Source organism: Moraxella oculi (assembly GCF_023336735.1).
GTDB classification, from domain to species: domain Bacteria; phylum Pseudomonadota; class Gammaproteobacteria; order Pseudomonadales; family Moraxellaceae; genus Moraxella; species Moraxella oculi.
The window spans coordinates 156,570-171,567 of sequence record NZ_JAMBAQ010000002.1 but is presented as its reverse complement, the minus strand read 5'-3'; the positions used below and the strand labels follow the sequence as shown (position 1 = coordinate 171,567).

Here is a 14,998-nt window from a genome sequence, read left to right as displayed (position 1 = left end):
GTCATATATCCAATAAAAATCTGGTCAAAGTCAGTAAGTCTCATCACTTTCTATGATCAAAAGTTCGATATTCTCATTCGTTGGTGAATCTTGTATTGGTTGAGCTGCCTTGGCTGGCTCTGTTTTTGGTTGTTCAGGCTTAGTCTCTGGGTGTGATTGGGTTTTGGTTTGCTCTACAGAGACATCTTGAGGCTTCGCTTGCTGTTCAACCTTTGGTTTGGGCTGAGAATACTGGGCTTGTGGCTCTGGACGAGGCTCTGACACTACTGGTGCTGGTTGCTGAATGCGAGGTGTCGCAATGGGTGCTACAGGCTCTAAACGAACCACGGGAGTATTTTGTGCTTGCACATGAGATTCACTTGCCATGCCATGCGTCCCCGCCACGACAGCATCTGCCACCAGATTGACGATTGCATTATCCATGCCAATAACCGCCTTGTTATTTTCAATGGTATAAGCAAAAGCTTTGGCAACCAATCGATTACCCCCTACAAGCGCCGAACCTGCTTCAGCCGCTTGCTCATCAAGCGGTGCTAAGCCCAATGATTCAAACGCCAAATTCGCATAAATGACTTGCTGAATGGGCAGTACAAACTGCACATCAGCATGACATGTCGCACCTGATGCCACCACATTGTGCAAATCAATGTTCAGTTCAGTAAGATTTTGACGCACTTGCTTTTCTAGACCCAGCTTTGACGCATCATCATAGCTTTGTATTGCCATTAACGCATGGTCTAACAATCCTGCTTGTAAAGCATCCACCAGGCGATTACGCAAGCTTGGCTCATCACAAATGGCTTGGATTTCTTGAACGACAGGTTCAGCAACTTTTTCTTGATGTTCAGTTGATGGTTGGTCTTTTTTGGCACACGCTGACACCATTAAAGCCACAACAATAACACCCAAAGCGCACTTTAACGCACTGATTTTTTTCATATTTACTCACCGTTCAATTTCATCATCACGGACACGCCTGCTTTATGATACAATACACAAACCGCCCAATAAACACCGTATTATATCATACGCATGGTAACTTTTTAAGCATTAACACACACAAAAAACATCGCACACTCTGTATTGTATCATCACATCAACAATGGCCATCACCATGAATCAAACAACCCCGATCAACACGCCTACCGACCGCAATTTCGACACCATCACTGAACATTTTGCCAAAAAAGTCTACGGCAGCTTAAAGGGGCAGGTGCGTTTGGCGGTACTTGGCCGTGATGTCAATCAGTCGGTCGAAAAGTTAAGCGGTCAGCTAAAGCGTCCTTTAAAAATTCTTGATGTTGGTGCAGGATTGGCACAGATCAGTCTGACACTTGCCAAAGACCATCACTGTACCATCAACGACATCTCGGTCAATATGATTGAGAAGGCAAAACAAGTCGCCGAAGAACAAAAACTCAATGGCATTCGATTCATCGCATGCCCCTATCAAGAACTTGCCGATATGATTAAAGGTGAAACATTCGATCTTATTTTATGTCATGCGGTGCTAGAATGGCTAGGAAATCCTCAACAAATCATGGATTTTTTTGATGAGTTTTTGGCAGATGGCGGCATGCTATCATTATGCTTTTACAATCCTGCCAGCCTGATTTATCGCAATCTCATCATGGGTAATTTTTATCAACTAGACAGACCAAAACCTGCTGATGACAAAAGCCTAACCCCAAACAATCCTGTACAAAATGAAGAAGTGGAAAGCTGGCTGGCATCTCACCATTATGTCGTACAAAGCCGCTCTGGAATTCGAGTATTTTGTGACTACGCCCCTTTAAAGCGTGGTGGACTTACCAATCCTGATGCAGTGATTGCCATGGAGCTTCGCTACTCACAACAATTACCATTTCGCTTAATGGGTCGATATTTACACATCTTAGCAACCAAAAACATCGCCCAAAAATTACCATCATGACAAATACCGTCCAAGCACTGCGTTGACCGCACTTTCCGTGCGTAAGATGCGTTCACCTAAGCTTACCGCCGCAATACCCACTTCATTAAATCGCTCAATCTCATAAGGGACAAAGCCCCCTTCTGCACCGATGGCGATGAATGTGGGCAAAGCATTTTTTTGGACAAATTCACCAAAAGGCATGGCAGCATAAGGGTGGCATACCACCGAATCAGCTGGCTCAATTAAGCTTGGCAATTCATCTTGAACAAAAGGCTTAAATCGCTTGGCAAGTGTGATTGTTGGAGGAATGGTATCTACACCTTGCTGCAACCCCTCAATGACAAATTCATCTAGGCGCGAGAGTATCGGCGACCCCCAGTAGCTTTTATCTGTGCGAGCACTGTTAACCAAGATGATGTGATTCACCCCCATTGCCGTCATATCCATGATCAATCTGCGTAACACTTTTGGGCGTGGTAAGGCGAGCATGATGGTAACGCCTGTTTTGTTGGGCGGTAGGACTGTCAACTTCACATCGGTCAATATTGCTTGATTGGCAGTAAGATCTGTTAGCACACCAACACCCGCACACCCACCAAGTCGCCCGATTTTTAACACATCGCCAATCTGTGATTTCAACACGGTTTTGATGTGTGATAACTGATCAGCATTGTTGATGACGGCACGATCGCCATCAAAACATTCATCAGTCAATAGTAAAACATTCATAAAAATCGGCTTATAAATAACTTAATAAATACTCAGCTTGAACTTGGGCGGCTTTTTGCTTTTTGGCAACCACAGCTGCACCCTGCTCTCCAGCCTGCTTGGCCAGTTTGTCATCAAAAAGCCAAGACCGTACCGTTTGAGCGATGGCATCGGGGGAGCTGTCTGCCTGCACCAAAGCATTCACCGATGAAAGTTGCTGTACCAACAGCTCACAATTTTTAACAAATTTACCCATGACCACAGGCTTAGCGAAGCTTGCTGGCTCAATTGGATTATGACCACCCACATCAACAAAAGAACCTGCCACCACCGCCACATCACACATGGCATACCAAGCCAAGAGCTCCCCCATGCTGTCCGCCAGGTAAACTTGGGTGCTTGTATCTATCTGCTCATTTTTAGAGCGTCTGTGCGTCGTCAGACCTGATGCTTGGCATAAACTTGCCACGCTTTCAAAGCGTTCTGGGTGGCGAGGCACTAAGATTAGCAACGGATTTTGATCGGATTGTCGCAAAATATGCTGAGCTTCAAGCATGAAATTCTCCTCGCCTTCATGCGTACTGGCAGCAAGCCAAATGGGTCTATTGCCAAAATCCCACGCTCTTACTTGTGCCAAGAGCCGTTCATTATCCTTAGATAAACGAACAACACTTGCCCACTTTAGAGAGTTGGCAACATGAACCTTGTTGGCATCCGCCCCCAGACCGATGAATCGCTCCACCGATGCGTCATCTTGGGCGATGATGGCGGTGAGATTTGCCATCATGCTTCGGCTTAATCTACCAAATCTGGCATAACCTAAGAATGATTTTTCGGTCAATCTGGCATTCACCAAAACCGCCAAAATGCCTTGGCGGCGTAACTCATATAACATATTCGCCCACAATTCTGTCTCAATGAATACTGCCATCATGGGTTGAACATGTGCTAAAAATCTTTTAAAAACCTTAGGGGAATCCACAGGCACAAAGCTATGGTTGACACGCACGCCCATTTCGTCTTGAAATAGCGTGGCGACTCTATCAAAGCCTGTTTGTGTCGTGCTGGTTATCCACAAATCAAAACCTTGATTTAGTAATATTGTTAACAATGGATAAGCCGTGTTCAACTCCCCAAGGCTGACCGCATGACACCAAATTAACCCTTTACGATGCGGTGGACTTGTTGGCACATGAGACGCATTGTCTGTTCGGCTTTTTGTGGTCGGTATGGGCAAATAAGCCTTACCAAATCGCTCATCAATCTCACGCTCATGGCTTGATAAACGGTGTGATTTTTTATACACCATATAACGATACAGGGGCATGGCAAGACAAATGGCCACGGAGTAATAAAAAGGCGGTTTGATCATGGTGATCTTGGCGATTGATGTCAAATAAGGCAATGGTTGATCCGATTGAACACTACACAAAAAATACGGCAAGTTTGACCTGCCGTATTTTATGATCATTAAGCATTAAGCATGTTATTGACAAATTCTAACACATTTTTAGATTTTGCAACACCTTGTAAGGCAATCAGCTTTTCTTTAACAATCGCCTTGCGAGACTCATCAAGGGTATACCAGCGTCCAAGCTGCGATAGCACTCTTGAAGCAACGGTCGGATTGATGGCATCAAGGCGAGCAAGGGCATCAAAATACAGCGTCAAGCCCTCTTCACTCCACAGCTGGGTTGGCTTGGCAGCAAGGGCATTTAGTGTTGTGCGTACACGATTTGGCACATTCCAATCGTAATCATCACGCATCATCAAAGATTTGATGAAGGCCACATCACGCACATCAGCACGAGCCTGCACCGCAAACCAAGAATCAATCACCAGCTCTTCATCACGGAATTTGTCATAAAAATCCGCCACATAGACATCCGCTTTTTCCAAATTAAAGCTTATCATCGCCGACAAAGCACCCAGTCGTTCACTCATACAGCTGGCATCATCATATTGCTGATAAGCCCAAGATTTGACCTGTGGCAAATCTGCTGCCAAAGCAAGGTTTAGTAACACATTACGCAAAAGTCGTTGACCACGCGCTTTTGGCGTATCTTCATAAGGCACGATGGGCAACGCCTGATACCACCCTCCCACAACTTCTGACAATGCCGCAGCAATGCCTTTTTTCAACTCATCCCTCTTGGCTTTCACAAATGATGGATCGTAATCGACCTCATAAGCCATCGCCAATTCTTGCTCACTTGGAATATCAAACAGACGAGCTGCCAACATTGGGTCATCTTGCATGAGTGCTGGAATGACAGTGCGTAGCGTATCGGTCAATAATGACAAATCGTCAGACTCACCCAACAACAAACGATTGATTAAAGTTTGTACTGCCTGCCAGCGGTTAAACCCTTCGGTTTCAAAGGCGACCAACTTCATCAAATCTTCGTTACTGTACTCAAAGTTTAGCTTGACAGGAGCAGAGAAATTACGCAACACCGAAATGACAGGACGCACGCCATTTAAGGGCAAATCCTCAAAAACAAAACTGTCAGCATCTTTATTCAACAATAGCATTTTTTGAGCAAGCAACTCTCCACTCTCCCCATCAAAGATTGCCGTATCCACAGGAATCGGCAATGCAGTGGGTGCATCAAAACCTGCTACATGACGAGTTTTTTGAGAAAGATTGATGGTGACCTGATTGCCTTTAATGTCAAAGCCACCAAAAACCTCAGGCGTGCCAGGCTGACGATACCAAGCCAAAAAGTCCAAGACACGCTCATCGCCTATGGAAAGAGCTGATAAAAAGTCCTCTATGGTTACTGCCTGTCCATCATGGCGTCGAAAGTATTCATCTGTCCCTTGACGATATTTTTCTCTGCCCAAAAGATTGGCAATCATTCTGACAATCTCCGCACCTTTTTCATAGATGGTCATGGTGTAGAAGTTGTTAATTTCCACAAAACTTTCAGGACGCACAGGGTGAGCCAGTGGTCCTGCGTCTTCAGTAAACTGATGTGCTTTTAAGAATGCCACATCTTCAATGCGTTGCACCGCTTTAGAGCGAAAATCACCAGAAAACCCTTGTTCACGAAATACCGTCAAGCCTTCTTTTAGGCATAATTGAAACCAATCACGGCAAGTAACACGGTTGCCTGTCCAATTATGAAAATATTCATGAGCCACCACCAGCTTTACTCGAAAAATACTCTCATCAGTCGCTGTTTGTGGTGTTGCTAATACGCATGAGGTATTAAAGATGTTCAGACCTTTATTTTCCATCGCCCCCATATTAAATTGACCAGTTGCAACAATCATGTAGCGATCTAAATCATAGGCACAACCATAATTATCCTCATCCCATTTCATTGAATCTTTTAATGCCTGCATGGCAACATGACATTTATCCAAATCCTGCTTGGTGGCATAAATTTCAAGCAACACTTCCCTGCCTTCACAAGTGGTATATGTGTCTTGCATCACATCAAGATTGGCAATGACACAAGCAAAAAGATAACTTGGCTTTAAGGTGGGATCATGCCAAATCGCAAAATGCCTGTCGCCCAAATCTCCTTTCTCAATCAAATTACCATTAGCCAACAAAGTGGGGTATTTTTTATCCGCCTCTACCCTGGTGATAAACTCTGCCAGAACATCAGGACGATCAGGATAGAAAGTAATTTTACGAAAGCCTTCTGGCTCACATTGAGTTACGAACATCGCATCCATGCCAGTGCCAGCCTGATACAAGCCTTCTAGTTCAGTGTTAGTGTGGGGAATGATTTTGACTAAAGTGCGTACGATGGCATCATCAGGGGCGTGATGAATGATCAATTGTTCCTCATCGAGCGTATAATCACCACCGCTAAGCACCTTTCCATTGAGCTCAATGGCTTGCAATTCAAGCTTACGCCCAAACAATACCAGCAAACCCTCGTGCAGACGCTTCATGGTCAAAGTCGCATCTACAATCGCGTGATCCTCGTAGAGTCGAATGTCTAAATCAACTTTTTTAACACAAAAAACAGGAGGGGTGTAATCCTTTAAATAAACTTTATTTGGGGTGGTCATTTTTACGCTCCAATATCAATACCAGTCTATAAAATATGCAACAATGGTTTGTCATACTATCAAACTTTACACACAAATAAAAGCCCATCGCACAAAAACAGCGAATAATAACATCAATGAAGCACGCACCAGATGATCACTCCCTCAACATGATTGGATTTTTACCATAACCCAAAAATCACTTGTAAAAATCGCATAACTTTGTCATCATATGTCAATTTTTTTATTTTGGAGTCGTCATGCTGGCAAATGCCAAACATTCCCTGCTTGCCATCGGTATCATTCTTAGTATGGCAGGTTGTGTCAATACACAAACAACTCAACGAGTACTGGTAGCACCGATTGGCTTCACAGCTCACACCAAGCACACTCACCACAACACCGTGCCTAGCATCAGTCATGGCAAGACAGCCATCACGCAAACACAAGGCGTGGTTTATTTTGATTTTGATTCAGACCGCATCACCGAACAAGCCGCTCAAATTTTGGACGCACAAGTAAAATTTTTAAAGACCAATTCTATTGCACGCTCAATCATCGCAGGTCATGCTGATGAGCGTGGCTCTCGTGAATACAACATTTCTTTGGGAAAACGCCGTGCTATCGCTGTGTATGACTACTTGGCAAAGCAAGGCGTGGACACCGCCAATATTGAAATCATCAGTTTTGGCGAGGAGCGTCCTGCTGTACTAAAAACGGGAGAAGTCAACTGGGCAAAAAATCGTCGTGTAGAGCTGATTCATGTTTACGACGGTAAAAATTCAACGCAGTTGTCAAATTAAAAAGTAGCAAAGCCATCGTTTTTTTGACATGGCATTTTTTGATATGAATCAGCTTGATGCACCTCATACACAACAATAAAAAAATCACCCCAAAATGGGGTGATTTCATCAAATCATCGCTAAGATGAAAATGACTGACTGCCAGTCATCAGAAACGGTAAGTGGCACCGATTTTAGCAACTGGATACCAGTTTGAGTACTCCTTATCTTGAATACGCTTAGCAGCCGCCTTGTTAAAATCAGCATTGTCTGACTTGATGGTTACATCAGCTTTACCTAAGTAAGTCGCACCGATCTCACCGAACAGACCCCAGTTGTTGTTGATGTTTGGACGAAGACCCAAGCTTAGGTATGGAGCCAATTTGTTACGATGCTCAACAGTACCCTCAACAACACCATTTACTCGATAGTCCACACCGTTAACAGTTTGGGTGCCTGTTGCGTTTTCAGTTTTTACTTTGATGTCATTGTCAGGAACAATCACGCCAGCACCGATGGTTAGCCAGTTTGAGGCAGGACGCATCTGAACACCTAGGTATGGATTAGAAAACTTAGTATCCAACTTATATTCAGTGCCATCAACAGAGATTTTATCTTTAAATAGACCTGCAGGATCACCGCCAGTCCAACCAGCTTGTAGTTCGGTAGTGGCATCTAGTGACCATGCGATGTTGGCACCATAACCAAGTGTACCAACTTCTGCACTAATTGCCGCTGGCTTTGATACAGTTTTGAATAAGTTTTTAGTACCATCAACAACAGCGATTGTGGTGTTTTTTGCACCAGTAACGATGACAGTACCAGCATCAGTTGCAACATTTGCCATGGCACTGGTAGAAAGTAGAACAGCACCAGCGATTGCAGATAGTTTAAGAACTTTCATGATTTTCTCCAAATTAAACAATGTTACTCACAAGACATATGTTGACCAAGAATCATTGATCTTTATGCGTGCTCGTTGAGTGTATTTAAAACGATTTTAGCCGTTTTGTCTAGCTGGGTTTTTGTATGTTTTGTATGCCTTTGTGTGAATTATCATCACAAGTATGATAATCTTAGAAACACAAGTCAAAAAATTTACACAAAAAATACAAAACCTTGCATAAATTCGGAAGTCATATGAGATGAATCCATGTCTCCCAATCATAGGGCGGCTATTGTAGCATAATTTGTTGTGTTATAAAATCTTTCTTTGAACTTATCGGTCAAGCCACCATCAATCTTTGGTGCTGCGTACATCATACCACCTTAAAAAACGCACAGTACGCTCAAATGGTGATGATACTGATGAGGCAATATCCTTGATGTGTTCATCATCTTGCATGTCGTCAAGCATTTTAATGCCAGATTCATCAGCAACCTTCTTATTTGGCATCAAAATCCGCCAAGTCAAAGACTCGCCATCATTCGATTTGACCATGCTTGTTGGCCAGTTACCTTGAATCATGGCTGTGCCAGTTGCGTCATGCCAGGTATTGCCTACAGCCTTTTGTTTGCGATGAGATGCACACACTCCAAATGGCAAGCAAAATGCCTGTGGCTCAACCACCATTTCATGCAGACAATCTGCTATTTTTACTGGATTTAGATGGTAAAAGGCCGTTGCTCCAAGACGAGACGACTTGGTCATGCTTGGAATGATCACGCCATCATTCATCAAAGTAACATTCGTATCACCGCCAATATTAAGTGCCCGCGTCCAGCCTTTACTCTGTGCTACTTTACCAAGCCATTCAATGGGCGTATGAACCTGATCATCAATCTCAACCAACTCGTCGATAAAAATGGTCGGATGGTCATTCAAATCAATCAAACCATCATCAAAAATACCATAAACACGATTGACTTTACCAGTCATCATAGGTAATTGATCTGATGATGCAATGCTGATGAGTGCAAATCGGCGATGACGACCAAAAGGTCTTGGGTGGCGATGGGAATCATACAAAGTAATGATGGGCTTTTGATAGAAACGCTGATGATGAATACCAAACAAATCATTGGCCAATGATTCATCATCATTGGCAGAAAATACACGCACGGCATCGCCATCATTCACATTCAAACGAAAAATCTGACCGCCCAAGTCAGCAGCATAGATGTGTTCAAACACCCCATCACCTTGACGGTCAACAAGCGTCATCTGCGATGCAAAGCCATGTTTCATATAGGTATTTGACATGTCATCATGCCATTCGTGCAGCAACTTGCCTGTTAGGGCATCAATGACATAAACCGCCGATCCTTGTGCAACAGATTTATGGCAATGAGTATTACCCTGATAACATTCATCAATCCCACCACCAAAAACAAATGTCGCCACTCGTCTGCCATCTTGCCAAAGATATCCCATGCTAACGGGTGCATGAATATGGGAAAGGCGTGGTAACTCATCAGTATTCAAATGATACAACACTCTAGGATGACTGATGTCTGTCAAATCAATTGCCATCAGACCATAGGCACTACGCCCAAAACCACCAATGCCAATCAGCCTCTCCACCCAACCTTGTTCATCATACACACGGACACGATGCAGTCGCCATATGGCATCAATACCGTACGGCTTACCCAATACATTTTTTGGCAAGTATGCCATCTTTTGTCGCCCCGCATCATCAATCACGCGCAAGACACCCTTATGATCTGCATAGAGTAACAGACCAGTTTTGGCATCGTCATCAGATGGATACATCACCGCACCAATGGTGTGGTCTTGGATCATTTCGGCAATGTTATTCAGTTCATTTTCAGAGTAATTTAACAGCCTCTTAACAACATGCTCATCGCCAGCCACCAGCTTAACCAAACGACCATCGTGATCATCATATTTGTCTTTTAAAAGCCAAATATGATGATCGTTTGGGTCTGATTGACCCTGCGTCCCAAAATGTCTTAGCGTGTCATCGACTGCCCACACATCTGGACGCAAGGCTTGATGAGAGTTGTGTAGTGCACCGCCGTCCGCCCCCATCACAATTGCGTTTGAGATTGGGTATTTTAGCAGCCCACCTCTCCAGTCTCGACCATCATGATATGCCAAGCTTAGATGGGCATGATTTGATGCGGCATGAATACCAGTGATGATGAGGGTATCGGTGGGGCATGATGATGAATGAATCTGCAAGAGACCTGAACCGTATTGCATGGCAACAGCTGGCATGGCACATAACAAAACTTTCATTAATGCCAAAAATAACATACTTCTAAGACAAAGATCAATGGACATACTCATACTCCTGAGCCAACATTTGATGAGAAATGCCATCATCTTCCAAACATGCCTTGATTTGTAAAGGGTGGAAATCACATGGTTCTTTATTCATACCAACAACCGCCAAGGCATAGACAGTCAAATGCAAAGGAGCAACCTCCTGCACCATGTCATCGCCCAAAACATCATCGACACTCACCCCAGATGGCATGTATGACAAATCATGCGAATAGAACGGTTCATCAAGCACCCACCAAAGCCATACTTGATCTTCTGCACAGCGAACGCCCAATGGAGGCAGCTTCAGTTTACTTTGATGAAAATTTGCAAATCCTTGTGCCAAATCATAGCACATCACACCGATGGTCTGCTGGGTCTTTACACCCTCATCAACCGCCACATCTTGATATATAAGCCTTTGATGATGCTGCACCAACTTGGGCAATATGCCATCATTGGCGACAATCGACTGACGGACAGATGGGTGGTTCAACTGGACAAGTGGGCGATCCGCCATGACAAATAGCACATTCATCTTACCTGTAACAAATGCAAGCCGTCCATCGGTCAGGCTTTGACGAATCGCAAGTGCCGATAAGCTTGTGATGATTAAAATCACCAACATCACCATCATCAACACATAACCACGCTGCACATTCATCTAAGCTACCCATCACTCATTCACAATAAAGCATTACGCAAATCAATACTCATTTGATGCAAGCGTCTGTCATGGCTGCCTGCATGATGAGTCAAATGAACCACACGATCAAACACTTGAAAGCTTCTCGCATCAGATTCATCAGCAGGCAAAATCATTGGCGAATGACTCAGCCACACAACATCAAGCGATACGATGGGTAGTGATGAATTGGCATCATACTCACTAATCATCATCAGTTTGATGCCATCAGGTGTTTTCACACCCAATCTTACCCACATGCCATCAACATGATAAGCCATGACCTGACCACCATTGCGTCCGCCAAGACCGTAAATCACATGAGATTTTTTTGTGTGTTTGGCTTGTTCATCAATGATGGCATTGATAAAACTAGCTCCGCCTTGCGAAAACTTTCGATCTCTTGTGGCATCACGCCTGATGTCTTCGGTGATGAATTTGGCCGCATCACACCGCAGACTCATCACACCATCAGTATGTTGTACAAAATATCGCTCAATCACTACTTGCCCATCAACCCAGCCCATCTCACCTGTTTTGAGTCTGGCACGGCGAGGACCAAGCACCATCTCACCTTCACAGTTACGCATGTCTTGGGGTGCACGATATATGATGGTTAATTGATCAGAAGGCAAATCCGTATGACCGTTTTTAATGCGTGCGGTGGTGGTTAGCTGATGAGACAGATTGACGCCGTTACTCTGTCTTTGGAGCTGATGATTGTGAATGAGTATGCCTTTTGGTGCAGGATAAGAAAGCACCGACTCATCAATACCAAGCCCAGCCAGTCGCAGATTTGGCATCAGTCCATCTGTGGCAAAAAGCTGCCTACTGATATCATCAGCCACTCTTTCTTGACTTAATGCACCACGCACACTCAATACAGATATCTGCATCGCCATCAATACAACCAATGTACCAACAAGCAATGCCATGACCATTTCCATCAAGCCAAATCCATGCGAATGCCGAATTATTGATGAGTTTGGCATTCTCACTAATACACCATCGTCATGCAGCGTGCACCCTGATTGATGACACCATTTAAAGAAAGGCAACCGTCTTCACTTTGCGTAGCTGGCGTGTCTCCCCATGCAGCAATAAGGCGGTGTGTTCCATCATGAAAGACAACATTTAAGCGAACACCTTCTTGAACCGCCAGCTTAGCATTGGCGATGGCACGATGCCAAGCCGCTTCATTCTCATGACATTGAGTCCGATCACACGCAGTATGAATGCCATTGATGGCATGGCGATATTCATCAAGCATCTGCATGCTCGTGCCTGTTGATTGATTCATTCGTCCAAACATATTGGCATAACTGCGTCTGGTAACATCATCAACATCTCTAAACACCTCCGCCTGAATCGTCATCGTAGTAATCGCTACCGTACGCATGGCAGCATCTTTGGTGGCATGGATTGCCTTGAACTGCACCATCAAAAAACCCAAAACCGCCATAGAAACCAATAATAAAGCCACCAGCGACTCAATCAAACCAAACCCCTGATGATATGCCAATCTCATGCGACGCCCTCATTCAAATGACCCAGCCAAGAAAACTCCTGCGACCCATGTGCCACACATACCGCCAACAATGACGATTTGGGCGCATGCTCAATGATGGTACCTGCTGCTGATTGTAAGGTTGCGCCTGTGGTTGCCACATCATCAAATAAAATCACCTTTTTGGCAGGAAGTGTGTCAATTAAAGCAAAAGCACCACGCATGTTATCCCGTCGTTCTTTACGGTCAAGCTTGCGTTGATGCTCACCATCGTCAATGCGATGAAGCCCTCGCCATAGAGGCAGCTGCCAATGATGTGCCAAAATTTTAGCAAGCACCATCACAGGGTCAAAACCACGCTTAACCAGTCTTTTGTCGGTGGTGGGCATGGGAATAATAACGGTATTGCTGGCATCAGCACCAATGGGTCTTGGCAACTGATGAATGGCATGGCTTAGTATCATGAGTGATGGCAAATGCTCTTTATCCTTAAAGTGCGTCATAGCTTGATTGATAGGGTATTGATAAAAAGTGGCAGCATATAAAGGAAAGTGGCGAGTTTGCGTTGAATGTTTGGCTGTCTGCAAAATTGGCAAGTTGATGGGTGGCAATCTTAAAGACATGATCGCATGACACGCATCACACAGCACTGATGAATCCTGCCTAAATGACTTAGGCTCACGACAAAGCACACACAGCCCATGAATTTTTTGTATCCATCTTGCAAAAACATAAGGTGGCAGACGCACTAGACTGATACGCCTGCGGTGATGAAACATGTTGTTATAATCCCATCCAATCATTAAGCATCACACCCACTCCAATAGAGGTGGCTTCATGATTATAGTCAATGATTGACTGCCCATAACCTTGGAACAGTTGCACATAGCCACTGATGCCTTTACCCAAGGGATGCACATAGTCCAAATGCAAGGCACCCTTACCTGTTTTTGGATTATAGCGCACCAAACCTGAGATTTTTTTATTGTTTTGCAGTTGGTATAGAAATTTAACATCCCCATAGCCATAATAGTTAAGTATGTCTGGGTTGTCATTTGGTTTTGAGCGGTCGCCTTCTTTTAGGATTCTCATCCATAATCTTGGCATGACCGTCAGATTCCCCCACTCCATGCCAGCCATCATGTACGCACGATTCCACGAGCGAGACAGCGGATTGTCTTCGCCATTAGAATGATGCACCACGCCAGCACCGAGCATTCTTAGGCGACCACCCAAGGGTAAGTCAGCCAAGACAGGCTGTGTTAAGAACATTTCAGGCTCATAATCATGCGCCCGAAATGGGCGGGAGTTATCCTCATTATAAACCTGCCAATGGGCAACATGCGTATAGCCAAACCAAAGATCGGCATTTGTGTCAAACACATCATCCATCACTTTTGACTTTAAAGATACTTGGAATTTTAGTTCAGAGGCGCGCTGCTGATTGGTCGTATAATCCTTGACTGCTTGCGTGGGCGTACTTGGGTGGCGGTTTGGTTTATCTTGAAAGTACATGGGCAAAATGTACACAGGGTTGTGGGGGCGAGCACGCCACAAGCCCTGCTCACTATTGCGATCAAGATCATAGCTGATTGATAATGGCGTGTAGCGTTCAATGTTGCGCCTAGCCCCAAGACCATCTGCTTTATATCGCACATCATTGACATTGGTATTAGGATTGTCATTGGCAAATACCACTTGGCGATTACCCTTAATGCTTTTGATGGTCTCGCCTAAAGCAATTGGCTGCTTTTGATGCAAGGCGATTGGGATTCTGCCTTTTGCAATCGCATCAAAGCAGATCAGACGAGCTGCATCACCTGTGATCAAGGCACAGTCATCAAACATCGCCTTGCCCTCTGCAATGGTTTTGATTGTCAAGTCTTGGTCATGCACCACATCTGCCGCCGTGGGCATTTTTGTCAAGCCATTGTCCAAATCTTGCTCAATATCCGATGCTGATGCACTCATGACAAATCCAGCCATCAACACCAGCAATCCTTTTTGACACATTTGATGAATCATCACATCACTCAATCTTAGTTAGTTGTTATAGTTAGCATTCCATCACTGATTAACATCATCAATAACCAAAACGCTCAATCAATACTATCCACGCTCAACATCCGCCAAATCCGTCCTAATCAAGCACGCCAAA

At 44.4% G+C, this 14,998-nt stretch carries 13 protein-coding genes; 2 read left to right on the top strand and 11 right to left on the bottom strand.

Translation table 11 applies throughout. From position 1 onward, the window contains the following. Positions 1–30 precede the first annotated feature (30 nt). Positions 31–939 carry a hypothetical protein gene (locus tag M2R47_RS01930; protein ID WP_249098081.1) on the bottom strand — a complete coding sequence of 303 codons (909 nt, stop codon included), beginning with the start codon at positions 937–939 and terminating at the stop codon, positions 31–33. Between the two features lie 163 nt (positions 940–1,102). On the opposite strand from M2R47_RS01930, the gene M2R47_RS01925 reads away from it, so the two are divergent. Beyond that, positions 1,103–1,933: a methyltransferase domain-containing protein gene (locus M2R47_RS01925; protein WP_418001173.1), complete on the top strand. Its 831-nt coding sequence runs from the start codon at positions 1,103–1,105 to the stop codon at positions 1,931–1,933. Here the strand turns inward: M2R47_RS01925 and M2R47_RS01920 are convergent. From M2R47_RS01920 to pepN, 3 genes are all read right to left on the bottom strand, one after another. Next, positions 1,928–2,644: a 16S rRNA (uracil(1498)-N(3))-methyltransferase gene (locus tag M2R47_RS01920; RefSeq protein ID WP_249098076.1), complete on the bottom strand. Its 717-nt coding sequence runs from the start codon at positions 2,642–2,644 to the stop codon at positions 1,928–1,930. The genes M2R47_RS01925 and M2R47_RS01920 overlap by 6 nt on opposite strands. Positions 2,645–2,654: 10 nt before the next feature. Continuing rightward, on the bottom strand, positions 2,655–3,995 hold the full coding sequence (locus M2R47_RS01915) for a 3-deoxy-D-manno-octulosonic acid transferase (RefSeq protein ID WP_249098074.1): 1,341 nt from the start codon (positions 3,993–3,995) through the stop codon (positions 2,655–2,657). A gap of 98 nt (positions 3,996–4,093) precedes the next feature. Further along, positions 4,094–6,655 carry an aminopeptidase N gene (gene pepN, locus M2R47_RS01910; protein WP_249098072.1) on the bottom strand — a complete coding sequence of 854 codons (2,562 nt, stop codon included), beginning with the start codon at positions 6,653–6,655 and terminating at the stop codon, positions 4,094–4,096. Between the two features lie 239 nt (positions 6,656–6,894). Between pepN and pal the strand changes: the two genes are divergently transcribed. Further along, the gene (pal, locus tag M2R47_RS01905; RefSeq protein ID WP_249098070.1) at positions 6,895–7,437 is read left to right on the top strand and encodes a peptidoglycan-associated lipoprotein Pal; all 543 of its coding nucleotides are present in this window, start codon (positions 6,895–6,897) and stop codon (positions 7,435–7,437) included. A gap of 148 nt (positions 7,438–7,585) precedes the next feature. Here the strand turns inward: pal and M2R47_RS01900 are convergent, their stop codons facing one another. From M2R47_RS01900 to M2R47_RS01870, 7 genes are all read right to left on the bottom strand, one after another. After that, positions 7,586–8,320: a hypothetical protein gene (locus M2R47_RS01900; protein ID WP_249098068.1), complete on the bottom strand. Its 735-nt coding sequence runs from the start codon at positions 8,318–8,320 to the stop codon at positions 7,586–7,588. A gap of 333 nt (positions 8,321–8,653) precedes the next feature. Next, positions 8,654–10,666 carry a pilus assembly protein gene (locus tag M2R47_RS01895; RefSeq protein ID WP_249098067.1) on the bottom strand — a complete coding sequence of 671 codons (2,013 nt, stop codon included), beginning with the start codon at positions 10,664–10,666 and terminating at the stop codon, positions 8,654–8,656. Then, entirely contained in the window at positions 10,656–11,312 is a 657-nt protein-coding gene (locus M2R47_RS01890) for a hypothetical protein (RefSeq protein ID WP_249098065.1), read from the bottom strand. The genes M2R47_RS01895 and M2R47_RS01890 overlap by 11 nt, the downstream gene beginning before the upstream one ends. A 20-nt stretch (positions 11,313–11,332) precedes the next feature. After that, on the bottom strand, positions 11,333–12,268 hold the full coding sequence (locus M2R47_RS01885; RefSeq protein ID WP_249098063.1) for a pilus assembly protein PilW: 936 nt from the start codon (positions 12,266–12,268) through the stop codon (positions 11,333–11,335). 62 nt (positions 12,269–12,330) lie between these two features. Then, a complete protein-coding gene (locus M2R47_RS01880; RefSeq protein ID WP_249098060.1) occupies positions 12,331–12,861 on the bottom strand; it encodes a PilV family protein in 531 nt (176 codons plus the stop codon). Beyond that, on the bottom strand, positions 12,858–13,619 hold the full coding sequence (locus M2R47_RS01875; RefSeq protein WP_249098058.1) for a ComF family protein: 762 nt from the start codon (positions 13,617–13,619) through the stop codon (positions 12,858–12,860). The genes M2R47_RS01880 and M2R47_RS01875 overlap by 4 nt, the downstream gene beginning before the upstream one ends. Before the next feature lie 4 nt (positions 13,620–13,623). After that, entirely contained in the window at positions 13,624–14,811 is a 1,188-nt protein-coding gene (locus tag M2R47_RS01870) for a phospholipase A (RefSeq protein WP_249098055.1), read from the bottom strand. Positions 14,812–14,998 lie beyond the last annotated feature (187 nt).

Bases quoted from the DNA above. Each gene is read 5' to 3' on its own strand.
- M2R47_RS01900 (WP_249098068.1), bottom strand. From the start codon at position 8,320: ATGAAAGTTCTTAAACTATCTGCAATCGCTGGTGCTGTTCTACTTTCT.
- M2R47_RS01885 (WP_249098063.1), bottom strand. From the start codon at position 12,268: ATGGCATTGCTTGTTGGTACATTGGTTGTATTGATGGCGATGCAGATA.
- pal (WP_249098070.1), top strand. From the start codon at position 6,895: ATGCTGGCAAATGCCAAACATTCCCTGCTTGCCATCGGTATCATTCTT.
- M2R47_RS01870 (WP_249098055.1), bottom strand. From the start codon at position 14,811: ATGAGTGCATCAGCATCGGATATTGAGCAAGATTTGGACAATGGCTTG.
- pepN (WP_249098072.1), bottom strand. From the start codon at position 6,655: ATGACCACCCCAAATAAAGTTTATTTAAAGGATTACACCCCTCCTGTT.
- M2R47_RS01915 (WP_249098074.1), bottom strand. From the start codon at position 3,995: ATGATCAAACCGCCTTTTTATTACTCCGTGGCCATTTGTCTTGCCATG.
- M2R47_RS01875 (WP_249098058.1), bottom strand. From the start codon at position 13,619: ATGTTTCATCACCGCAGGCGTATCAGTCTAGTGCGTCTGCCACCTTAT.
- M2R47_RS01920 (WP_249098076.1), bottom strand. From the start codon at position 2,644: ATGAATGTTTTACTATTGACTGATGAATGTTTTGATGGCGATCGTGCC.
- M2R47_RS01925 (WP_418001173.1), top strand. From the start codon at position 1,103: ATGGCCATCACCATGAATCAAACAACCCCGATCAACACGCCTACCGAC.
- M2R47_RS01930 (WP_249098081.1), bottom strand. From the start codon at position 939: ATGAAAAAAATCAGTGCGTTAAAGTGCGCTTTGGGTGTTATTGTTGTG.
- M2R47_RS01895 (WP_249098067.1), bottom strand. From the start codon at position 10,666: ATGTCCATTGATCTTTGTCTTAGAAGTATGTTATTTTTGGCATTAATG.
- M2R47_RS01880 (WP_249098060.1), bottom strand. From the start codon at position 12,861: ATGAGATTGGCATATCATCAGGGGTTTGGTTTGATTGAGTCGCTGGTG.
- M2R47_RS01890 (WP_249098065.1), bottom strand. From the start codon at position 11,312: ATGAATGTGCAGCGTGGTTATGTGTTGATGATGGTGATGTTGGTGATT.